A 20549-nucleotide genomic window follows, 5' to 3' on the forward strand; every position below is an offset into this window, starting at 1 on the left:
CGTCACCCTAAATCATCAAATACTTTTTAATTTCATCTATGGCTTCATCTGCACCGAAGCAGACTTTGCACATGTAACCTTGTTCTTCTAAGCGTTGAATCATGAGCCTTTGACTTGGTTGCAACTTCCCTTTCTTTGATTTCAATTCAATCCAAAGCCCGTGTATCTCACCATTTGGAACAATTAGCTGAAGGTCTGGAACACCAGCCTTTACGCCTAACTTCTTGAACTTTGCAGCTTCAATTATGTTTCTTGAGCCACCATTAGGAATATGGAATAAGTAATCACTCAAGCGACCTGAACCATACTTCACACGATGCGCCCAACTCATGAGCGTCATCTGTTCTTGATCTTCTGTTGGCACTCTATTGAATCTCTTTGAACGAGCTGCCTTCTGTGACTGGACCCTTTGAGCCTCTTTGAATGTGGTCATTGGTCACCGTACTCCTGATAAGCCCTTAACATTGCCTTGTAGCACTCACGACGCTTCTGATTAGTCCCTGAATGGACGTCTGACCCTTTGATAGGATTCATTGCGACATGACCAGCGTTTAGCATTCTTTGAGTTGGCTCTTTTGGCACAATCACATAATTGCCACTGTTAAGTTTTTGAAGAGCTTCCATATCTTTTTGCATCTGATCAGAAACTCGATCTTTCATCATCTGCTTTGCAAAAGCTTTTTCAAACTCACTTTGAGAAATACCTTTAATCATTTCATTATCAAAGTTCACTGTCCTTCCCCCTTGAGCGCTTGCTCTAACTTCTTGCCAATCTCAAACATTGACCAGCTCTTTTGAAGGTCTGATGCAATAGACATAGCCTTTGCAATGATTAGTCCCTGTTGATCCACCCGCTTTTGCAGTTCCTCACTGCTCTTAACCTCTTTCACATACATTTCATCAATAGTTTCAGCCACAAATATGTATTCACTTAATTGCTTTTGCAGCTCCTCCACTTTCGCTTGTTGGTGCTGCCATGCTTCCTGCCAAATTGCCCATTTTTCGTTAAATGAATCGAGGTGAAATGCGTAAAGCTTTCTTTGACCGTTTAAAACATATCGACCAAGCTCCTCATCAAAATCAACCGCGTCTCTAAATAGCCCAATCCAGTACTTTTGCTTCTCAAACTCTTCTCTACACTTATCCATCTCAAACATCCTTTGATTTACACAGCTGGCTGATGTGGTTTTCTATGTGGGAGTCGTCGCCCATGTCGTTGTGCTCAACTCGATGGTCATTGCAATCTGGACATACGAATGACTCAAACATGTTTCCAACTTCGCCATGTCCATTACAGCATTTGCATGGGTTATCAATGCGGCAACCAATTCTGCTCTCTGCCAAGGTTGCAGGGCGAAAATTGCGTTCATGAGCAAATGAGTAGTGCTTGTTATCCCAATAAGCTCTAATAAATTCTTGTGAATAATCCTGTATGACCATTACCTTGTCTTGGCTGCTATTCTTCAAAACAACCTTATCCCCGACTTTAAACTCACTCATGGCTGGCTCCTTTTTCTTGCTCATACCGCCTCCTTGTAACGTCTAGTCATGGCTTCCTGCTTAAGCTGGTCTAGCATTTTCAGCTTTCTTAATTTCTCGTAGAGGTTTGCTGCTGCTCTAGTTTCTTTATTACGAGTTCCGAGGTTGTAATCTCTACGCAGCTTCATCATTGATGGGTAATCTACAAATTCGATCATGCTTTCAGCTCCCCTTTAACATTCAGCAAGTCCTTTGCAAACTGAGTTGCTTTGTAAGTTGCGTATGAGTCCTTTTCCAAGTAGCCGCTTTTAATTAATTCCTGCACATAGCACTGGATAGTGTTGTTGGGCGCATCTAGCACATAGTCATGCAAATCCTTCATCGTGAAAGGTTGTGTTGCATGTGTAGCGAATAACAAAATGTCAAAAATGTTTTGGAATGCTTTAACTCGTTTTATTGCTTTCATGCCGCACCTCTCTCTTCCACAGGGAATGACATCCCAACGAAACGGCAAATATCTAAACGGTCTTGAACATTCACAAATCCACGCTTGCCATGACGGTTTTTGGCAATGATTAACTCGGTTACACCAGTAGGCGCATTAGTCTCTTTTTCAAGGATTGGATGAACCATGATGATTTGATCCGCATCCTGCTCGATTTGCCCAGAATCCTTAAGATCACTTGCAACTGGCTTGCGTCCTTCTGCTCCACGGTTAAGTTGAGCCAATGCAATTACTGGGCAATCAAACTCTTTTGCCATAGCTTTTAAGTCACGGCTGATTGATGCAACTTCTTGAACGCGATCCTTCTTAGATGGGTCTCGGATTAAGCCGATATAATCAACAATGATGCAACCCAAAGCCTTGTACTTACGCTTTGCCTTACGTGCATAACTTTGGATTTCAGCAATCGTTGGCTTTTGCTTTTCTTCAATAAAAATTGGTAGGTTTCTAAATTGAGCAATAGTTCCAGTAAGCTTCTCAAACATCCCATCATAGATTTCACCGTTGTGAAGATTGTTATACGGGATTGCACCTAATGCCGAGATCATGCGGTTGGTTAGGGTCGGCGTATCCATCTCAGCAGAGATAAATAAAACAGGCATGTTGTAGCGCTTAGCAGTTTGCATTGCACACATCTGCGCGAGTGTTGACTTGCCACTACCTGGACGACCACCAATTACGCAAAAATGACCCTTTTCAATTGTTCCCAAAAGATTATCGAGATGAGGAATATTGAACTGAACACCTATGAAGCCCTTTTGCTCCTTCTGAGCAATCTTTTTCTCAAATCGCTCAAGTGTTTTTTCTAATGCCTGGTTAAAATCAAAACCTGTTTGCTTTTGCTCAATAGAATTACTAGATGAACTAAATAAATTCTCAGCAGCCAAGTAAACATCAGTGATAGTCAGATCTTTAGCGCACTCCGCAATCGAGAGACCAATATCTTCAACTTCGCGATGCTGCTTAAGTTTATTCAACTCAGCAACAAAATATTCTAGGTGGTGTACGCTACCAACTGCACTGTTAAGTTCAATTAAATACTCTTCTCCACCAATATCATTGAGAAGGTTTCGCTCTTGTAGATGCTTGCAGACAAACACTGAGTCATATGGCCTATCAGCATTAGCAAGCTCGACAATCGCCTTGTAAATAATCTTGTGACGACCAGCGTAAAAATGTTCTTCGGTAAGATCATTTGCGACAACCTCTAGGGAATGGCTCACTGTCATCAAAGCGACTAGCACACTCTGCTCAATTGTCATATTTTGAATGTTTGTACTCATTACCAATCTCCGTATTGCAATTGGGCATTAGAGAAATCAGGAGCTACCACAGGGTTGTTGACTTGAAACCAATACTCGTTTTCCCATTGTTTTTGGTTTAGCCAAACGCTAGGTGATGGAATGAACTCACCATCCTGCTTTGTCCAAGAGACATCAGATTTTTGTTTTTCAAGAACTAAAAGAAGTGTTTCAATCGCAAAACTTCCTTCATGCATTGTGAAAGTTTTATAAGTGCCAGACTTGTCTGATTTGCGTTTACAAGTTGGATATGCAGACCAGAACTTCTCAAAATTCTCGGAATACTCATTTTTCGCTTTTGATTTTTCGGTTTTCTCTCTTGGGAGGTTCTTTGGTAGATTCATTGGGAGATTCTGTATCCCAAAATTGGGATGGGTAGAGGTCCCGTTTTTGGGATTGGTAGGTATCCCAATTTCGGTACCAGTACCAATTTTGGTACCTGTACCAATTTCGGTACTGGTTGGTTGGTTTTCACGGCAATCAACACCAACTAATTTTAGTACACGCACTCCGTTACCAATTTTCTTGCCAGTGTCCAAAACAAGACCCAATTCAATCAAATCTGAAATAACTTTCAGAATGGTTTTTCTGTTTAGCAAAGTGTCTCTATGAAGTCTTTCTGCGCTTGGATAGCAAGTAAAATCCTCACCTGCTCTATCAGCTAGAGACACAAGTACCAATCTTTGGGTGGCAGAGTTAACAGGGGCCTTCCAAGCCCATAGAGTTGCATCTAAGCTCATATTAGGCTCCTCTTAAACTCTTCATAAGCATCGTTGATTTCTTCAATGAAGAATTCATCACTTGAAGCATCGTAAAGCCTTTGAAGATCACCATACTGGCGTGCATATTTCGCACCTTCATAAACTTCATGCTCATACTCCCTTATGAACCGCAAAGCTGTAGGATTCATAGTAATGACGCTCCAAGTTACTTTTAGCCTCAGCTACAGCAACCGAGTTTTTTAAACTGCGTTCTATTGCATAAGCCTCAACCGCTTTTTGAAACAAACTAATCTTCCGATTTAGTTCAATGTCTGCTAATATTTGATGGTTCATTTGGTCCTTCTCCGATTGAACACTAAGCCTGATCGACGAAATCAGGCTTTTTCTTTATATCCAAGCTCAAAACACATTCCGAAATCTTCAATGTCATCTTGAAAAAGATCGTCAATGGTTTGCTTGCTTTCCATCCACGCTTTTGACATCACAAAAAGCGCATTCAGCTTTTCTTCGCTAATCATTCGATATTTCTTGAGGACAGTCTTAAATCCAAGAATGTCCAACAGCACTAAACAGTTCTCAAGCTCAGTCAAGCCATTGGATTTTCTATCATTTTTCATTCGTGATAATGTGCTTGGATCAATCCCCAACTGTTCAGCAACCTGACTTTGATTGCTTGATGCAAGGGCTTGCAAAACTCTAGAAACTTCATTTCTAGCCCTTGCACTCAATTCGGTTGATACTTTGCTCATGGTTTAGTTCCTAAGCGGTTAATTGTTTAAGTTGCTTACTTGGTTTTCTACGTGGTCTGAGTTCAATCCAGATATCTTGATAATCGTCTGGAAAAATTTCTTTCCGTGTTGCAATTCCTAGATCTTCTGCAATAACAGCTAAACGAATCTTTCGGTCTAAAGGAATTGCATTCCAACCACTAACCGATGGTGCTGTGATATCAAGAAGTCTTGCTACAGCATTCACTCCACCAAGAGCCTTTATGAGATCAGCGTCGTTCATAGTGTGCTCCTAAATTATTAACATATTATTAGGCATTCCTTATTTTAAAGCAATAGGAATACCTAATTTAATTTATGTTAGGATTTCCTAACAATGTAGGGATGGTTTTATGAATACTCTTGCTGAACGCCTTAAATACGCTATGGAAGTTTTGCCACCTAAGAAAATTAAGGGGGTTGATCTTGCTCGAGCTGTTGGTGTAAAGCCACCTTCTGTTAGTGATTGGCTATCAGGAAAATCAAAAAAGATGGAAGGTGAAAATTTATTAAGAGCTGCAAAATATTTAAAGGTCAATGCTTTGTGGTTGGCAACGGGTGCGGGAGAACCAACTCCAGAACAAAATAAAAGTAGTTCTGATCTAGCTGATGGGAAAAAGCACTTAAAGATCCTAGATGTAGAAGCGTTTAAGAAAAAATACAATATTCCAGATAGTGAAGATGCTGTTAAGTTTGTTCAAACATCAGATAAGCCATTCCCTATTCAAAAAAGATATGTCCCTGTTAAAGCCTATTCAAAGATGGGTATGGATGGGTATTTCACAGATATGGGATATGATGGGAACGCAGGTGATGGCTATGTTCCAACTCATACAGCAGGTCCACGAGCCTATGGCATTAAAGGCACTGGCGACTCAATGTTTCCAGCAATTCGTAATGGCTGGTATGTAGTTTGCGATCCAGATGCTGAACCGGTTCCAACTGAATTTGTACAAGTGTGCTTAAAGGATGGACGCTGCACAATTAAGGAATTTGTTGGAATAAATGGTGGGGTTTTGAGTTTGTTGGCTGTTAATGGTGGCGAACGCCTATCTTTTGACATGGATGAAGTTGAAAGTATTACCGCTATTACAGATATCGTGCCGCCAAGTCAGCACAGACAAGAACATCCTTATTCGCATTAATCACAGGAAGACTTATGGACAATTCAAAACTACCAATCAATCAGATTATTGCTCGCATCAATGATGCTGCGAAACATGGTGAAGCTTTGGTGCTAACAGCCGAAGAAGTGAAGATTCTTTCCAAAGATATTGGCGACAAAGTCTTTATTCCTGTGCTTACTAATGAGCAGGTTGTGCAGTTGGTAAAAGAAGGAAAGCTTGGGCAGAAAATAAAATAATAAAAAAAGACCGATAGTAAGTCGGTCTTTCCATCCAAGGTTAGGAAGGCCTTGGATTGACTAATGTTGGCAGCATTAGTCGTTGCGCCCACCAATATCACAAGATAATTGATAAATTGATAATAACATATGTTTGGAGAATTAATAAAAAAGATTAAGGCTTGGTACAAAGGAGATCCAGGACTAATTGATAGCAACCCTGCAACTGGTATTGATACAGTTATAAGAGAACCATATCGTCATTGGGCGGCTAAATTATTATCCTACCCTGTTGGCTTCTTCATATTCCTGATTAATTCAATAAAACGACATCCGAATGCATTTATATCTCAAACCTTAGCAATTATCGCCATTCTTGTATCTTTTTATTTTCAGTTTTATGGAGGCAATGATGAGTATAAGCGCTGCGCCATAACACATTCCAACGACCATGAGGTTACAGTAAATTGCAGGAAGTGACGTTGCTATTATTACTAGACTCATAGCCATTATCAGATAATTGCTTTCATTACTCATATCTATAAACTCACTGTGAACCCGACATATTGCGCCTCGGGTGGAGAAGTAAAATGGCTGTATATTCTGTAACTTATGATCTTATTAAATCAAAAGATTACTCCAGAATTATTGAGGGAATAAAAAAAGTTTCTGGTGATAATTGGGCGAAACCAACAAAATCCCAATGGATTATTACCTCAACTAAAACATCTGAGCAGATTAGGGATTTCCTTAAAAATTACATTGATTCTGATGATGTTTTATTTGTAATTGAGGTTAAACCAGAAAACTGGGCTTCATGGAATATCCCAAGAGAAACCCTTAATTGGTTGCATTCTTGAGTCCATGCCCGCCTACTACACCAACACCATTATCGAAGTTTTCTTGCGCTTTGAGGGTGGCTTCAAGAATAGCCTGATCTCCATCAACAAGAGCATCTTCTTGTAAGATGTACGAACAACCCATAATTTGAATTTTAGTACCTTTTGGTATAACAGCAATGTTCTTGCTCATAATAAACTCCAAATAACCCACCCCGTGTGGGTTTTCTTTTGTCTATTAAAGCATAAAAATTAGGTTTATCTAATTTTATTAGGAATACCTATTGACTTAATAGTTAGGAGTACCTAATATTTATCTCACCAACCAATAAAAAGCCCCGAACAATCTTGGCGGATGCGGGGCTACTCAATGAGTGAGAAGATTATGACACAGAAATTCGAAATTAAAAATCGTTGGACAGAAGAAGTCCTTTTTACATGTGATGTTCCTGATGGAATGGAATCAGGAATGATTGCTCGTCATGCATTGGAAAGTGCTATTGCTGAAGATGCCGACCTTTTTGGTGCCGACCTTTTTGGTGCCGACCTTCGCGGTGCCGACCTTCGCGGTGCCAACCTTCGCGGTGCCGACCTTCGCGGTGCCAACCTTCGCGGTGCCGACCTTCGCGGTGCCGACCTTCGCGGTGCCAACCTTCGCGGTGCCGACCTTCGCGGTGCCAACCTTCGCGGTGCCAACCTTAGCTGTGCCAACCTTAGCTGTGCCAAAGCCTCCCCGCTCATTGTCTACGGGCTACGTTGGGATGTGATTATTAATGGCTTGGGCAAAACGCGAATTGGCTGCCAAGAACACAGTGTTGAAGATTGGAAATCATTTGATGATGCGCGTATCACGCGCATGGATAGCGAAGCGCTTGAATTTTGGAATCAACACAAATCAATGCTTTTGAATATGTGTGATAGCTACGTTCATCCAGTTCAGGAGGAATCTAGCAATGACTGAGAATAAATATTCAATCAAGCAAGCGTTTGTTGATGGTACGTCAGGATTCTTATTGTTCTGGGTAGTTTTCTTTTTAGCTGTAGGTCTTTTACGTGGTTGTGCCGACGAGCAATACGCCAACGAACTCAAAGCAAAACAGAACATGTATGTGCGTGTGCAAGTGGAAGGAGATAACTAATGTCAAACAATAACGAATTCCTAAACATCACAACAAACAATGTTGGTGAAGTAAAGATTAATGGCAAAAGCTACTTCGGTAGATCTGTAGTTGTTAATGGCACATCAGTAACCGTTGATGGCAATACAGTTAGCGGCCTTGAGCCAAATATCAAAGTCGAGGTTCTTGGTTCTTGTGAATCAGTGAACACAACTTCTGGTGATGTTCATATTAAAGAAGCTGCACAGCAAGTTAAGACTATGTCGGGCGATGTTACTTGTGGGAATGTATTTGGCAACGTCTCAACAATGAGTGGCGATGTTAAGTGTGGCGATATTTCTGGCTCAGTTTCAACAATGTCTGGCGACATTTTGAATAAAGGTTAAGGAGCCCTCTCATGGATAACTACAAAATCAAAGTTAAAGATGAAGCTGAGAGCAAAGAGGCTCAGGAGTTGTTTGTGCAGCTTGGGTATTCAAACAGACAGAGCAAACGATTTGGCTTTGTCTACACTCAAAATGGTGAGATTGGCTGTGACTCGATGGAGCATTGGGCTTACTACAATGATCTTTGCAAAGAACTCACCCTCCCTCAACTCCGCGACCTTGTTGTGTTGAAGCGGAATGATGTGAAGGATGCGACTCATCGCGACAAGCAGCAAAATTCTATTTATTTAACTAGCGACAAAGTTATTTATTACTGGGATGCTGAGTGGCTTAACTCAGCTATAAACAAATCAAATGACTACGAAAACTATATTGCTAATAGTTTAACACTAATCACCCAACCCCAAGACCCAGCCTTGATTAGCGGTGCTGAGGCGTTGCGAGCATTGGCATGTGGTCGCCTTGTTCAATGGACAAGTAAAGACTTTCCTAACTGGACTGACTTAGACATCACAAACATCAATGCGAAAAACTTTATTGATGAAGAGCGTATCAAGTCAAGTGGATTTAAGTATCGCCTCAAACCCCAAACCATCAAGGTTGAACTTGAGCTGCCGAAGCCTTTTGAGCCTAAAGTTGGTCAAGAAGTTTGGTTTATTGATGACAATAGCAAATGTGGCTACTCGCGATCTGCTGAATATGGGAGTGACATTTACTCCTACTTTGGCTGGTGGCGCACCGAAGACGAGATCAAGCAAGTCGTAGAGCAACTCAGAAAGATACGAGGTACTAACTCATGAATATGTTAGTTAGCAAGCCAGAGCTATTGTGCCCTTCTTTCCCGATGCTTCAAGTGTCTAGTGAGTTTGAAGTTAAAGACAACACTGTTTCATTTGAACTGGAAAGCGGTTGTGCAACTCTGAAATGCAAGATTGTTGCCGATGTTACTAAGCAAGTTCGTGTGGTTGGCTCTCTTATGAATCCAGAAGACAGCAAGGACCAGTTTTACGACCAACTCGTAGTAGATGACCGCACACATGTTGAAGTTGTTGGTACTGAATATGTAGAGACACCGATTGGCCTTCTGTTTCAACTTACATCAACACAAGTGGCTGACTTAAACAAACAGCTTGAATACTACGCCGAAGAATTGGCAGATGAAGAAGCGGGAGTGGCGTGATGGAGTGGATTAGTGTTGAAGAGCGATTACCAGTTGAATATTGCTACTGCTTAGTTTCAAGGAAACATTACACAGGTGGGGACTTATCCACTAACTACTCATTTTTTACACCTGATCGTGAAGTGGCAAAAAAAACTCATGGTTTGTACTCACGTAAAAATCAGGGGAAGCATTCCATCCACTTTTCAGCAAGTGAGTCTTGCTTTGTTATCACTCACTGGATGCCACTACCAGAACCACCAAAGAATTAGGAGAAGATTATGAATGCGCCAGTAAATACACAAGTTAATGAATTGCAAGTATTAGAACAAAACGTGATTGTAGCGGCTTTCGGCAAAGAAAACGGTATTCAAGAATTATTCAATCGCATGGCTGAGCAAGCACGTTCAATTGTTCCTGATGTTTCAACTAAAAAAGGACGTGATGCTATTGCATCTCAAGCTTACAAGGTAAGTAAGTCTAAAACTGCTGTAGATAACCATGGAAAAGACTTGGTGGCAGGTATTAAGGCGCAAGCTGATGTGATTGATCGTGACCGTAAAGCATGGCGTGATCAGTGTGATGCTTTACGTGATGAAATTCGTAAGCCACTAGATGAATGGGAAAAAGCTGAAGAAGATCGCATTCAGTCAATTAAAGATCGCATCTCTAATTTTGATGCTGGTCGCGTTGATACCTTTTCAACTAGCGACCTTATTCAAACAATCATAAGTGAAGTTGAGGCAACGGCAATTGATGAAAGCTTTGCTGAATTTGCCAATGAAGCAGCAATCAAAAAAGATGCAGCCCTTAGCTCATATAAAAAATCACTTGAAATTGCATTAAAACGTGAAGCTGAGCAAGTAGAGTTAGAGCGCCTACGCAAATCTGAACAAGAACGTTTACAACGTGAACACGAAGAACGCATTGCACATGAAGCAGCTGAAAGAGCCCGCCTAGAAGCTGAGCGTAAAGCTAAAGAAGAAGCCGAACGTGTAGAACGTGAAAAGCAAGAAGCTGTTGCTAAAGCAGAGCGTGAAAAACGCGAAGCTGCTGAACGTGAAGCTCGTTTAGTTGCTGAAAAAGAAGCTGCTGAATTACGTGCACAACATGCAGCAGAAGCAGAACGTAAACGTATTGAGGCTGAGCAAGCAGCAAAGCTAGAGGCTGAACGCAAAGCAGAAGAAGCTCGCCAAGCAAACCAAGCACATCGTAAAAAAATCTGTAATGAAGCACTTAAAGGCTTATTGGCTTTGGGTATTGATGAAGCAAAAAGCAAAGAGATTTTGCAGGCAATCAATAAAGGCCTAGTTCCACACGTATCTATTAAGTTTTGAGGATTAGAAGATGAGTAATATTGTTTTGTCGCAAGTTAGCAAGATTGCATCAGCTTTTAATATGCAAGATGTTGATCCTGCTGAGTTAGCAAATACTCTTGTTAATACAGTATTTAAGAAAGCAACAAATGATGAATTTCTCTCTCTATTAATTGTTGCAAACCAGTACAAGCTAAACCCTTTTACAAAAGAAATTTATGCATTCCCTGCCAAAGGTGGCGGCATCACACCTGTTGTTGGTATTGATGGATGGGCGCGCATTATTAATGACAATCCTGTATGTGATGGCATCCAGTTTGAACAAGATGATGAATCATGCACATGCAAGATTTTCCGTAAAGACCGCAACCACCCTACTGTTGTGACTGAGTATTTATCCGAGTGTCAGGGTAATTCAGAACCTTGGAAAAAATACCCAAAACGGATGCTACGTCATAAGGCTTTAATTCAATGTGCCCGTGTTGCCTTCGGCTTCTCAGGTATTTATGACGAAGACGAAGCTCGTCGTATTGATGATTGTCATATCCCTACCGTTCAGACTGTTAGTTCAGATGTGCCACAAAGTTATGAAGCTTATGAACAGCAGCATTTAGATAATATGCGCGCCTTAGCGATGGAAGGTACAGAAGCCTTGCAAACTGGCTACGCTGAATTACCTCAAGGCGACTGCAAAAAATACTTCTGGACTAAACATAGTGCGTCATTGAAAGAAGCAGCACAACATGCTGATCAACCACAAGGACAAGTGTATGAACATTCTCCAGCGTAGTAAAGATTGGCATTCGGAACGCTGTGGCAAAGTCACAGCAAGCCGAGTAAAGGATTTAAATGCAAAGCCTAATAAGGGCAAAGCTTTAAATGCATTGGGTTTAACAATTCTAGCTGAGCGCCTCACTGGCGTTCAGAAGGAAATATTCACAAACCAAGCTATGCAATGGGGTATCGATAACGAGCCTCATGCAATAGCAGCTTATGAAAATGAAACGGGTAACTTTGTAGTTGGTACGGGTTTAATTGACCATCCTTTCATTGAAATGTTCGGAGCTTCACCGGATGGGCTTGTAAGTGATAACGGGCAAATCGAAGTTAAGTGCCCAGACACTACAACGCATTTGAATACCCTTCTGACTAAGCAAGTGCCAGATGAGCACATCCCGCAAATCACTAGTCAATTGGCTTGTACTCGTCGTGAATGGTGTGACTTTGTGAGCTATGACCCACGTTTACCAGAAGGACTACAGATCATCATTATTCGTGTGTTTGCGAAAGACTTGGCTATCGAAGCACTAGAGCAAGATGTTCGCAACTTCAACAAAGCTATAAATGACGCAATAAAAACACTGAAGGTGGCAGCATGACAGATCAAGAATACAGAGGGAATATGAACTACCCTTTTCAAGATCACATTGTTTTGAATGTTGAAGAAAACGTAGTGCCCTTCCCAAGAACGAATCTGCATAAGTGCCAACATTCTCAAGTTGAAATTGACACTAAAGCTTTGGAACTTATATGCATGAAGTGCGGAGCAAAAGTAAATCCTGTGATGTGGATCAAAGACACTATGAAGTATTGGTCAATACAACAAACAAGGATTACAGAGCAGAAAAGGAAGGTTAGTGAAGACCTTGAGGAGCTAAAGAAAAGAGCCCGAACCAAGTGTCAGCACTGCAACAAGATGACTGCTATTAACTTAAAGAATTTAAAATTTACAGTAATTGGGTGATGACATGACAGATTTGAATAAGGGAAGTGAAGTTAATCTACGCTTTGAGCAAGATGATGGTGCTGTTTGGGTCTTTGATGGAGATAGCCACCAAGGAACTGAAATCAGTCATTTAATGATGATGCATAGCGATGAATATAACGAAGATGAATTACGTGTTATTTGTAACCATGCAGCATGTGAAATTGACAGGCTTAGAGCAGAGCTAGAAAAAGCCAAAGCTCAGGCGGTGCAACAATCTTTTGAGATTGGTCGTCTTCAAGATCGAATCACTGAATTGCTTGATGAAAGACAAGATTTGTATGCACAGATTAATAATGATCAGGCGGTGCCAGAGACACACGTTGTTGTGCCTAAGCTGCCAACACCTAAGATGATTGATGCTACTTGGGATTTTGACGAAGAAATTCTTGAGATGAGTAGCAACACTCGCAATGAATTTATCTGGAAGAAAATGGTTGAAGCAAGCGAATCGGGAGCTGAGGGATGAGTGAATTTAACTTTGAGCAACTTTATCTAATGGCTCTCATGAATAGTAAAAAGCCAAAGTACGTTTTGAATTGGGTTCATGTATCCAGACATGGGCCAGGTGCGACAAAAGCTACAGAAATTTGTGAATATTTTGGGATAGATCCAGAAGGCACTGATTTTAGAAAAGCGGAAAGTAAGGAGGGGTGAAATGACAGCAATTGCAAATATTGGTAGTAACTTTGTTGTAGCGTTACCACCATCAGAAATTTGGCTTAATGATTTACAAGCAGCAGAATATTTAGGCTATAAAGATGTTCACTTCAAGGCAGCAGTTTGCTGCCTGCCAACCTTCCCTAAACCGCGCTATGTTATTAAGTGCGGTCAAGGAAGACGCTGGAACTTGGCAGAGCTATCAAACTGGTTGAATGAACAGTCAGATGATGAGCCAAAGAAAGGAAGACCACGCAAACGAGGCTAATCAAGCCTCGTTGCAATTTCGCTTGCAGTAGCATTGTAATAGACCATCAGACTTCTTAAGTCTTTATGCCCAATCATACGGGCCAAGTCTAAAACTTCTAATTTCCTTGCAAGGCGTGTACAAGCTTCATGGCGTGTGTCATGAAAGTGCAAGTCAGTGATTTGACATCTATCTCTCAATTTACGCCAAAGCGTATCAAAGCTTTGGGAATTACAAGTAAAGACCTGCTTTTTATCAAGACCTTTTAATAAAGTAAGTAACTCAACAGCACGCTTAGATAAAGGCACATTTCGCTTTGTGCCATTCTTTGTTTCGTTCAAAACAAGATATCGATCTTTTAAGTAAACTCGATCCCAAGTCAAGCCAACAATCTCACCAGCACGCATTGCAGTTTCGATTGCAAAAAGAAAGGCAATAATAATTTGCTGCGTAGAGTTTACCGGGACATTGTTATCCCAATTTGCTGCAAGACATAATCTATCAATTTCATCTTGGGTAATTCGTCTATCACGGTGCTTTGATGGTGGGGGTAAAGTGAGGTCAGCCATAGGCGACTCTTTAATCCATTTCCATTCTTTACGGGCAACAGTAAATAAAGAAGCCAAAATATTTGCTTCACGTCTGACAGTAGCACCCTGCACTTCTTTTAAACGGGAGTCACGCCACTGGACTAAATCGTCAGTTGTGACTTTGGCCAATTGTTTTTGACATAGCTTTTTATACTCACGTTTAAAGAAAGCCATTCGCTTAACTTCATTCTCATGAGTTTTCTTTTTAACACTCACTTCACTTAAGTAGCGTTCAATAGCTTCTAAAAAAGAGTGATCTGGTAATTTGCCATGCGATTGTTCGCGTAACTGAGTCTCGCGTTTAGATGCCCAAGCCCTAGCTTGAGCTTTTGTATCAAAGGTTGAACTTTCGCGAATTCCGTTTACACTTATCTCGGCTCGCCATGTGTCGTTGCGTTGTCTAAATGAAGCCATAATTTTGTGGCGTAATCTTGGCGTAATTGTGATAACCGAAATAATAGGAAAAAATAAGAAATAATAGAAGTACAGATTATTGGCTAATTTGGCATTTGATTGTTTTGTATGAAATAATAAGAAAAGATAAAAAAACCTAAGAAGTTGTTATTTTTGATCAAGTGCCCGCCGGGCGCACCAGTTTATATATAATAACTTCATAAACTTATCTCAATTTTATAAAATTCCGACTATTTTACTTGGTTTATTAATCATTATCGCTCAAAATATACCCCTCTTTCATAATGTGAGAATTTCATGACTGATGCTTTGGTTTTAAGAGATTTGTCCAAAACATATCGTAATGGTTTTCAGGCGTTAAAAGGTATTAACCTCACTGTGCCTGAAGGTGAATTTTATGCGTTGTTAGGCCCAAATGGTGCCGGCAAATCGACAACCATTGGTATTATCAGTTCCCTCACGAAAAAAACCGAAGGAACAGTTGAGATTTTTGGACATAATCTCGACACTCATCCATCCTTGGCAAAACAACAACTTGGTGTTGTCCCTCAAGAATTTAACTTTGGTCAGTTTGAAAAAGCATTCGATATTTTAGTCACCCAAGCTGGCTATTACGGCATACATAAAAAGATTGCAGAAAAACGCGCTGAACATTATTTAGAAAAACTAGGCCTATGGGAAAAGCGTAATATACAAGCACGCATGTTATCTGGTGGTATGAAACGCCGCCTCATGATTGCACGTGCCATGATGCATGAGCCTAAACTTCTTATTTTAGATGAGCCTACCGCAGGTGTAGATATTGAGTTACGCCGTTCTATGTGGGATTTTCTGACCGAAATGAACGAAAGCGGAACTTCTATTATTTTGACTACACATTATCTCGAAGAAGCAGAAATGTTATGTCGTCAAATTGCCATCATTGACCGCGGTGTCATTAAAGAAGATACCAGCATGAAAAGTTTCTTAAACCAGTTGAGTGAAGAATCTTTTATTTTCGATTTGGCAGAACCGATTGCCCCACTCCAGTTAAATATTATTGGCGTGAAGTTCAACTTAATTGATAGCAGCACTTTAGAAGTGACGATGGATAAAGCACATACATTAAATGACTTATTCCAACTTTTAGAATCACAAGGTATTCGTGTTCGTAGTATGCGTAACAAATCGAACCGTCTAGAAGAGCTATTCGTCAAAATGGTCGAGAAAAATCTTGAAGGAGAGGCAAAATGAATTTTAGCCAACTGCAAATTGCCCTCTGGACTCTAGTTCGTAAAGAAGTACGCCGTTTTCTACGTATTTGGCCACAAACCCTATTACCACCTGCGATTACGATGAGTTTGTACTTTGTCATTTTCGGTAATTTGGTGGGATCTCGCATTGGACAAATGGGTGGCGTGAGCTATATGCAGTTTATCGTGCCTGGCCTCATCATGATGGCTGTTATTACCAACAGCTATGCTAACGTATCTTCAAGTTTCTTTAGTGTGAAATTCCAAAAGAGCATTGAAGAACTGATTATGAGTCCTGTACCACTACATATTATTTTGTGGGGCTATGTCATTGGTGGTATTTGCCGTGGTGTATTGGTCGGAGCAATTGTGACGACAATGAGTATGTTCTTTACAGACCTTTTTATACATAACTGGTTCGTGACTATATATACAGTCTTAATTACCTCGGTTCTTTTCTCATTAGGTGGTTTTATTAATGCAGTTTATGCAAAATCATTTGATGATATTTCTATTATTCCAACCTTTGTCCTTACACCCTTAACCTATTTAGGTGGTGTGTTCTATGCCATTAGTGCACTTGGCCCTTTTTGGCAAAAACTTTCTTTAATTAATCCTATTGTGTATATGGTTAACGCTTTCCGTTTCGGCATTTTAGGTCATAGTGACGTGAACGTTACGTTCTCTTTAATCATTGTGACATTATGCTGTGCTGTACTTTACGGAATTGCTTACTATTTACTTGCTCGTGGTTCAGGAATGCGTGAATGAGTGTCGAACAATCTTTATTGGGTAAAGAAACTCAATATCCAACTAACTATCAACCTGATGTTTTATTTCCAATTGCTCGTACTCAGTCTCGTGAGGCTTATTCGCATATTGAAGGTATTACGCAAGGTAAAGATTGGTGGCATGTTTTTGAAATTTCATGGTTAAATGCTCATGCCATCCCGCAAGTTGCTATTGGCAGAATTACACTGCCCGCCTCTTCACCAAATTTGATTGAATCAAAGTCTTTAAAACTTTACTTCAATAGCCTTAACTTCACTCAGTTTGACTCTAAACAGTCGTTTATTGAAACGGTTGAAAAGGATCTATCTGCTGCGGCAGGTGCAAAAGTTGAGTTAACGTTATTTCAAGTAGATGATTTAGAGATTTCTAAGCCTCAAGGCATTTGTATTGATGACCTAGATCCAGAGCGTTTAGAGCAACATCCAGATGCGACTCTTTTGAAACGAGATGCGTCTGACGAAGAAGTCGAAATTGAACTGTATTCTCATCTTTTAAGAAGTAACTGCCCAGTCACAGGACAACCGGATTGGGGTACAGTTTTTATCCGTTTTAAGGGCAAAAAACCTTGTTATCGTAGTATTTTAGCTTATATTATCTCGTACCGTCAGCATAACGGCTTTCACGAACAGTGTGTCGAGCAGATTTTTGCTGATATTTGGCAAAATTTGCAGCCTGAAAAGCTGATGGTTTATGCAACTTATACTCGTCGCGGCGGACTTGATATTAACCCTTGCCGAGTATCGGATCTTTCATGGATGCCAAAACCGATTCGATTGGCACGACAATAAAACGAATAATTTGAGGATATACCATGCCGTTTTTTGGTTTTACCCCTTCTGAAGGCTTATTGAACGATATACAAACTGGAATTGCGAACAAAAATTCTAGTGAGCCTTTATATCCACTTCGCGATAAGATTGCTTTACAACTTAATGAAGAGATTATTGATAATGTCTTAATTCAGTTAGTTCAGCACTTCCCTGCAAGTGAAAAGCGCGATACTGCCGAAAAACTTGCAGGCTATGTCAAATCAACAGTTGCTGTTCTTTTAAAACAATTGTTAAGCAAAGCACCGAACGATGTTGTTAAACAGTCAGTAGAGTTCTCTGAAAAAAGCTTATTTAAAGATCCACAAGGTCAATATAAAGTAGGCGTAACTTTAGATGCTGGCCTAGTGACCAACCTTAAGCATAATTTTGCAGAACTTCAGGCAGGCAATGATATTAATAAAGCAGCGTTAGCTGAACTATATAAACAGTTTGGCGATGCTATGGTGAGACACTTTATGTCTGATTTTAACAAGACATTAGATCTTGGCATGATCAAGCGTAAAGCAGCTGATATTGGTGCAGCAGCTGTAACAAAAGCAGTTCATATTGCGATCGATAAATTAATTCCTAGCTTAAATCGCACTGAGCTAAAAGCGATGGCTGAATATCATGACAGTCTATTCTTTAACTAATAAAAAATAGCCTATCGGAAACCTAGCAAGAGCTAGGTTTTTTTATTGCAAAATATTGATATACATTGCCATTAATCAGGTTTATGTTAGCATGCGCCAAGCACTGATTGACCTAGTTAACACCGCATGTCTCCTAGCCCACAATATAAGTTTTTACGCCAAGCTCCTCGAGATGGTCTTAGCACCGCTATGCAACCATCTAAGTGGCAACAACTCCACATTGACCCGTGGTTATGTCTATTTTTGCTCTTAAATGCACTCTTAGGTTTAACTGTACTATATAGTGCTTCGGCACAGAATGTAGGGTTAGTCAGTAAACAAGCAATGAGTTTTGGTATTGGCTTTTTAGTGATGTTTGGTCTAGCCCAAATTCCGCCTAAGGTCTATCAAGCATTTTCCCCCTACTTTTATTTGTTTGGCCTATTTTCGCTTGTGGCAGTTATGGTATTTGGTGAAGTCCGAATGGGTGCTCAGCGCTGGATTGATATTCCCGGTTTCGGAAGTGTCCAACCCAGTGAGTTCATGAAAATCGGCATGCCAATGATGATTGCATGGTTTTTAGCACGAAAACCTCTTCCCCCTAGTTTTTCACAAGTTGTTTTATCATTAATGTTAATTGGTATTCCTTTTTTACTGATTGCTGAACAACCTGATTTAGGGACATCACTTTTAGTCTTGGCAAGCGGTATATTTGTCTTATTTTTAAGTGGACTATCATGGCGGATGATTGGAGCTGCAGCGGCATGTGCAGCGATAATAATTCCGATTGCGTGGGAATTTCTTTTACACGACTATCAACGTCAAAGGGTTTTAACTTTACTTGACCCCGAGGCAGATGCACTCGGTACGGGTTGGAATATTATTCAATCTAAAACTGCAATTGGTTCTGGTGGTTTTTCAGGTAAAGGTTTCCTCGAAGGTACACAATCTCACTTACACTTTTTACCCGAAGGACATACTGATTTTATTATTGCTGCGTATTCCGAAGAATTTGGGCTTATTGGTGTACTAATTTTAGTAATTCTTTATTTTGCTATTATTTTTAGAACATTCCAGATCGGTTTACAAAGCTTCCATAACTATGGACGTTTAGTTGCTGGCGCCTTTGGTTTGTCTTTTTTTGTTTATGTATTTGTAAATGCGGGAATGGTCAGTGGTATTTTACCTGTAGTAGGTGTTCCTTTACCTTTTATGAGTTATGGTGGAACAGCTATTATTACTTTAATGGCCACCTTTGGTTTAGTCATGTCCATTCATACACATCGATAATCTGGAATTTTAAAACGATATGTTGTCTCAACACTTAAATAAAACTTTAAAAATGCTCGCTTTGTGTACTGGTCTAATCAGTACAAGTCATTTCGCTCAGGCCAACGATTTTGCCACACATCCTGATTATTTGAATTTTAAACAAAAAGCCATGAGCGCTTATGGTTTAAGTAGCGTCCAAGTCGATGCAGCCATGAGTGGTGCAAAAAATTTACCAAACATTCTAAATATTATGACTCGCCCAGGTGAAAGTAAGCCTTGGTATGACTATCGTTCTATGTTTTTGGTTGAAGGAACAATTCAACGCGGTGTCCGTTTTAAAAATCAATATGCAGATGCTTTAAATCGCGCAGAGCAACAATATGGCGTACCTCAATCTGTCATTTTAGGCATTTTGGGTGTTGAGACAGGTTATGGCGCAAATAAAGGTTCTTTTATTACACGTGATGCCTTGGCCACACTTGCTTTTGGCTACCCTCGCCGTGCTGAATATTTTGGTGATGAGCTAGCTGCTCTTATTGCATGGACTTATAAAGAAGGCTACCCAACAAATAGTATTGTAGGTTCCTATGCAGGGGCGATTGGCTATCCACAATTTATGCCAAGCAATATTAGTAAATATGGGGTGGATTATGATGGTAATGGACATATCGACTTAAGAAATTCAGCAGAAGATGCAATCGGGTCAATTGCAAACTATTTAGCAAAAAAGGGTTGGCAACGGGATCAACCAATTGGGTTTATGGCACGTTACACTGGGTCAAATCCGGAAAGCATTATTGCTAAAGATTTAACGCAACCTTTTCCATATGGCGCATTAAAGACGCTCGGTATTTCTCCGTTGAATCCTTTAGTTAAAATTGATGATCTCGATATGGTGAATGTTATTCAATTACAAGACTATAATGGTCCAATTTACTATTTAACTTACCCAAATTTTCAAGTGATTACGACTTATAACAAGAGCCGCATGTATGCTACTGCTGTATGGTTATTAGGCACTGAAGTAGCTAGCCGATAGGCTAGCTTTTTTATACTTTATGTAAAAGTCAATAAATATTTTTGTTAAATAGATCACAATACATACATTTTTAATAACTTGTTACATTATTGATTATTTTTTAACCTAAAACTGTAAGTTTTTGCCCTTTTTGTAAAGATTTCTCGTTAAAGACTAGACACTC

At 40.1% G+C, this 20549-nt stretch carries 37 protein-coding genes; 23 read left to right on the forward strand and 14 right to left on the reverse strand.

The window, feature by feature from the left end; translation table 11 throughout:
- Positions 1–7: 7 nt before the first annotated feature.
- The 12 genes from ACXM0J_RS03140 to ACXM0J_RS03195 are packed head-to-tail and all read right to left on the reverse strand — an operon-like array spanning position 8 to position 5018.
- Positions 8–433 (reverse strand): VRR-NUC domain-containing protein, encoded by a 426-nt coding sequence (locus ACXM0J_RS03140; protein ID WP_000206510.1) that lies wholly within the window; start codon positions 431–433, stop codon positions 8–10.
- Positions 430–732, reverse strand: a complete 303-nt coding sequence (locus ACXM0J_RS03145) for a hypothetical protein (RefSeq protein WP_001008349.1) — start codon at positions 730–732, stop codon at positions 430–432. The genes ACXM0J_RS03140 and ACXM0J_RS03145 overlap by 4 nt, the downstream gene beginning before the upstream one ends.
- Positions 729–1148 (reverse strand): hypothetical protein, encoded by a 420-nt coding sequence (locus ACXM0J_RS03150; RefSeq protein WP_140947159.1) that lies wholly within the window; start codon positions 1146–1148, stop codon positions 729–731. Before ACXM0J_RS03150 ends, ACXM0J_RS03145 begins: the two co-directional genes overlap by 4 nt.
- A gap of 1 nt (position 1149) precedes the next feature.
- On the reverse strand, positions 1150–1524 hold the full coding sequence (locus tag ACXM0J_RS03155) for a hypothetical protein (protein ID WP_252508576.1): 375 nt from the start codon (positions 1522–1524) through the stop codon (positions 1150–1152).
- Complete coding sequence (locus ACXM0J_RS03160; protein WP_171477900.1) at positions 1521–1697, reverse strand: hypothetical protein; 177 nt, start codon at positions 1695–1697, stop codon at positions 1521–1523. The genes ACXM0J_RS03155 and ACXM0J_RS03160 overlap by 4 nt, the downstream gene beginning before the upstream one ends.
- Positions 1694–1945 carry a hypothetical protein gene (locus tag ACXM0J_RS03165; RefSeq protein WP_000644295.1) on the reverse strand — a complete coding sequence of 84 codons (252 nt, stop codon included), beginning with the start codon at positions 1943–1945 and terminating at the stop codon, positions 1694–1696. Before ACXM0J_RS03165 ends, ACXM0J_RS03160 begins: the two co-directional genes overlap by 4 nt.
- Positions 1942–3267, reverse strand: coding sequence for a replicative DNA helicase (locus ACXM0J_RS03170; RefSeq protein WP_479750236.1), 1326 nt, complete (start codon positions 3265–3267; stop codon positions 1942–1944). The genes ACXM0J_RS03165 and ACXM0J_RS03170 overlap by 4 nt, the downstream gene beginning before the upstream one ends.
- Positions 3267–4025 carry a helix-turn-helix domain-containing protein gene (locus tag ACXM0J_RS03175; protein WP_111916295.1) on the reverse strand — a complete coding sequence of 253 codons (759 nt, stop codon included), beginning with the start codon at positions 4023–4025 and terminating at the stop codon, positions 3267–3269. Before ACXM0J_RS03175 ends, ACXM0J_RS03170 begins: the two co-directional genes overlap by 1 nt.
- Entirely contained in the window at positions 4022–4195 is a 174-nt protein-coding gene (locus tag ACXM0J_RS03180; protein WP_171292523.1) for a hypothetical protein, read from the reverse strand. Before ACXM0J_RS03180 ends, ACXM0J_RS03175 begins: the two co-directional genes overlap by 4 nt.
- Positions 4158–4340, reverse strand: coding sequence for a hypothetical protein (locus ACXM0J_RS03185; RefSeq protein WP_031995941.1), 183 nt, complete (start codon positions 4338–4340; stop codon positions 4158–4160). The genes ACXM0J_RS03180 and ACXM0J_RS03185 overlap by 38 nt, the downstream gene beginning before the upstream one ends.
- A gap of 41 nt (positions 4341–4381) precedes the next feature.
- Positions 4382–4756 (reverse strand): helix-turn-helix domain-containing protein, encoded by a 375-nt coding sequence (locus ACXM0J_RS03190; RefSeq protein WP_000049342.1) that lies wholly within the window; start codon positions 4754–4756, stop codon positions 4382–4384.
- A 10-nt stretch (positions 4757–4766) separates the two neighbouring features.
- A complete protein-coding gene (locus tag ACXM0J_RS03195) occupies positions 4767–5018 on the reverse strand; it encodes a Cro/CI family transcriptional regulator (RefSeq protein WP_002157717.1) in 252 nt (83 codons plus the stop codon).
- Between the two features lie 109 nt (positions 5019–5127).
- On the opposite strand from ACXM0J_RS03195, the gene ACXM0J_RS03200 reads away from it, so the two are divergent.
- From ACXM0J_RS03200 to ACXM0J_RS03215, 4 genes are all read left to right on the forward strand, one after another.
- Positions 5128–5919 (forward strand): LexA family transcriptional regulator, encoded by a 792-nt coding sequence (locus tag ACXM0J_RS03200; protein WP_479750240.1) that lies wholly within the window; start codon positions 5128–5130, stop codon positions 5917–5919.
- Positions 5920–5933: 14 nt separating this feature from the next.
- Positions 5934–6137 (forward strand): hypothetical protein, encoded by a 204-nt coding sequence (locus ACXM0J_RS03205; RefSeq protein WP_000370476.1) that lies wholly within the window; start codon positions 5934–5936, stop codon positions 6135–6137.
- A gap of 129 nt (positions 6138–6266) precedes the next feature.
- The gene (locus tag ACXM0J_RS03210; protein ID WP_099476217.1) at positions 6267–6596 is read left to right on the forward strand and encodes a hypothetical protein; all 330 of its coding nucleotides are present in this window, start codon (positions 6267–6269) and stop codon (positions 6594–6596) included.
- Positions 6597–6706: 110 nt separating this feature from the next.
- Positions 6707–6976 carry a hypothetical protein gene (locus tag ACXM0J_RS03215; RefSeq protein WP_099476216.1) on the forward strand — a complete coding sequence of 90 codons (270 nt, stop codon included), beginning with the start codon at positions 6707–6709 and terminating at the stop codon, positions 6974–6976.
- Here the strand turns inward: ACXM0J_RS03215 and ACXM0J_RS03220 are convergent.
- Positions 6957–7148, reverse strand: coding sequence for a hypothetical protein (locus ACXM0J_RS03220; protein WP_000041806.1), 192 nt, complete (start codon positions 7146–7148; stop codon positions 6957–6959). The two genes, ACXM0J_RS03215 and ACXM0J_RS03220, sit on opposite strands and share 20 nt — an antisense overlap.
- 192 nt (positions 7149–7340) lie before the next feature.
- On the opposite strand from ACXM0J_RS03220, the gene ACXM0J_RS03225 reads away from it, so the two are divergent.
- The 13 genes from ACXM0J_RS03225 to ACXM0J_RS03285 are packed head-to-tail and all read left to right on the forward strand — an operon-like array spanning position 7341 to position 13627.
- A complete protein-coding gene (locus tag ACXM0J_RS03225) occupies positions 7341–7916 on the forward strand; it encodes a pentapeptide repeat-containing protein (protein ID WP_479750241.1) in 576 nt (191 codons plus the stop codon).
- Positions 7909–8094 carry a hypothetical protein gene (locus ACXM0J_RS03230; RefSeq protein ID WP_479750243.1) on the forward strand — a complete coding sequence of 62 codons (186 nt, stop codon included), beginning with the start codon at positions 7909–7911 and terminating at the stop codon, positions 8092–8094. The genes ACXM0J_RS03225 and ACXM0J_RS03230 overlap by 8 nt, the downstream gene beginning before the upstream one ends.
- Positions 8094–8459 (forward strand): DUF4097 family beta strand repeat-containing protein, encoded by a 366-nt coding sequence (locus ACXM0J_RS03235; RefSeq protein WP_000069634.1) that lies wholly within the window; start codon positions 8094–8096, stop codon positions 8457–8459. The genes ACXM0J_RS03230 and ACXM0J_RS03235 overlap by 1 nt, the downstream gene beginning before the upstream one ends.
- Before the next feature lie 11 nt (positions 8460–8470).
- Positions 8471–9259, forward strand: a complete 789-nt coding sequence (locus ACXM0J_RS03240) for a hypothetical protein (protein ID WP_479750245.1) — start codon at positions 8471–8473, stop codon at positions 9257–9259.
- Positions 9256–9639: a hypothetical protein gene (locus ACXM0J_RS03245; RefSeq protein ID WP_272401362.1), complete on the forward strand. Its 384-nt coding sequence runs from the start codon at positions 9256–9258 to the stop codon at positions 9637–9639. The genes ACXM0J_RS03240 and ACXM0J_RS03245 overlap by 4 nt, the downstream gene beginning before the upstream one ends.
- Positions 9639–9890, forward strand: a complete 252-nt coding sequence (locus ACXM0J_RS03250) for a DUF551 domain-containing protein (protein ID WP_479750247.1) — start codon at positions 9639–9641, stop codon at positions 9888–9890. Before ACXM0J_RS03245 ends, ACXM0J_RS03250 begins: the two co-directional genes overlap by 1 nt.
- A 9-nt stretch (positions 9891–9899) precedes the next feature.
- On the forward strand, positions 9900–10955 hold the full coding sequence (locus ACXM0J_RS03255) for a hypothetical protein (protein WP_479750249.1): 1056 nt from the start codon (positions 9900–9902) through the stop codon (positions 10953–10955).
- 10 nt (positions 10956–10965) lie between these two features.
- Positions 10966–11724, forward strand: a complete 759-nt coding sequence (gene bet, locus ACXM0J_RS03260) for a phage recombination protein Bet (protein ID WP_068547584.1) — start codon at positions 10966–10968, stop codon at positions 11722–11724.
- The gene (locus ACXM0J_RS03265) at positions 11705–12313 is read left to right on the forward strand and encodes a lambda exonuclease family protein (protein WP_479750251.1); all 609 of its coding nucleotides are present in this window, start codon (positions 11705–11707) and stop codon (positions 12311–12313) included. The genes bet and ACXM0J_RS03265 overlap by 20 nt, the downstream gene beginning before the upstream one ends.
- The gene (locus tag ACXM0J_RS03270; RefSeq protein WP_170248261.1) at positions 12310–12678 is read left to right on the forward strand and encodes a hypothetical protein; all 369 of its coding nucleotides are present in this window, start codon (positions 12310–12312) and stop codon (positions 12676–12678) included. Before ACXM0J_RS03265 ends, ACXM0J_RS03270 begins: the two co-directional genes overlap by 4 nt.
- Before the next feature lie 4 nt (positions 12679–12682).
- Entirely contained in the window at positions 12683–13168 is a 486-nt protein-coding gene (locus tag ACXM0J_RS03275; RefSeq protein WP_479750252.1) for a hypothetical protein, read from the forward strand.
- On the forward strand, positions 13165–13356 hold the full coding sequence (locus tag ACXM0J_RS03280; RefSeq protein WP_001288762.1) for a hypothetical protein: 192 nt from the start codon (positions 13165–13167) through the stop codon (positions 13354–13356). Before ACXM0J_RS03275 ends, ACXM0J_RS03280 begins: the two co-directional genes overlap by 4 nt.
- A 1-nt stretch (position 13357) precedes the next feature.
- Positions 13358–13627 (forward strand): hypothetical protein, encoded by a 270-nt coding sequence (locus tag ACXM0J_RS03285; protein WP_000123993.1) that lies wholly within the window; start codon positions 13358–13360, stop codon positions 13625–13627.
- Here the strand turns inward: ACXM0J_RS03285 and ACXM0J_RS03290 are convergent.
- Entirely contained in the window at positions 13624–14610 is a 987-nt protein-coding gene (locus tag ACXM0J_RS03290) for a site-specific integrase (protein WP_479750254.1), read from the reverse strand. The two genes, ACXM0J_RS03285 and ACXM0J_RS03290, sit on opposite strands and share 4 nt — an antisense overlap.
- 297 nt (positions 14611–14907) lie before the next feature.
- Here ACXM0J_RS03290 and ACXM0J_RS03295 point away from each other — a divergent pair, with 297 nt between their 5' ends.
- From ACXM0J_RS03295 to mltB, 6 genes are all read left to right on the forward strand, one after another.
- A complete protein-coding gene (locus ACXM0J_RS03295; RefSeq protein ID WP_002118101.1) occupies positions 14908–15843 on the forward strand; it encodes an ABC transporter ATP-binding protein in 936 nt (311 codons plus the stop codon).
- Positions 15840–16613, forward strand: a complete 774-nt coding sequence (locus ACXM0J_RS03300; protein ID WP_002118099.1) for an ABC transporter permease — start codon at positions 15840–15842, stop codon at positions 16611–16613. The genes ACXM0J_RS03295 and ACXM0J_RS03300 overlap by 4 nt, the downstream gene beginning before the upstream one ends.
- A complete protein-coding gene (gene queF / locus ACXM0J_RS03305; RefSeq protein ID WP_086265830.1) occupies positions 16610–17422 on the forward strand; it encodes an NADPH-dependent 7-cyano-7-deazaguanine reductase QueF in 813 nt (270 codons plus the stop codon). The genes ACXM0J_RS03300 and queF overlap by 4 nt, the downstream gene beginning before the upstream one ends.
- 23 nt (positions 17423–17445) lie before the next feature.
- Positions 17446–18096, forward strand: coding sequence for a hypothetical protein (locus tag ACXM0J_RS03310; protein ID WP_033847654.1), 651 nt, complete (start codon positions 17446–17448; stop codon positions 18094–18096).
- 126 nt (positions 18097–18222) lie between these two features.
- Positions 18223–19365 (forward strand): rod shape-determining protein RodA, encoded by a 1143-nt coding sequence (gene rodA, locus ACXM0J_RS03315; protein WP_086265829.1) that lies wholly within the window; start codon positions 18223–18225, stop codon positions 19363–19365.
- A 19-nt stretch (positions 19366–19384) separates the two neighbouring features.
- A complete protein-coding gene (gene mltB, locus ACXM0J_RS03320; RefSeq protein ID WP_170248670.1) occupies positions 19385–20386 on the forward strand; it encodes a lytic murein transglycosylase B in 1002 nt (333 codons plus the stop codon).
- Positions 20387–20549: the final 163 nt, after the last annotated feature.

The sequence above is a fragment of the Acinetobacter sp. GRABPA_MV_2 genome, from assembly GCF_056725885.1.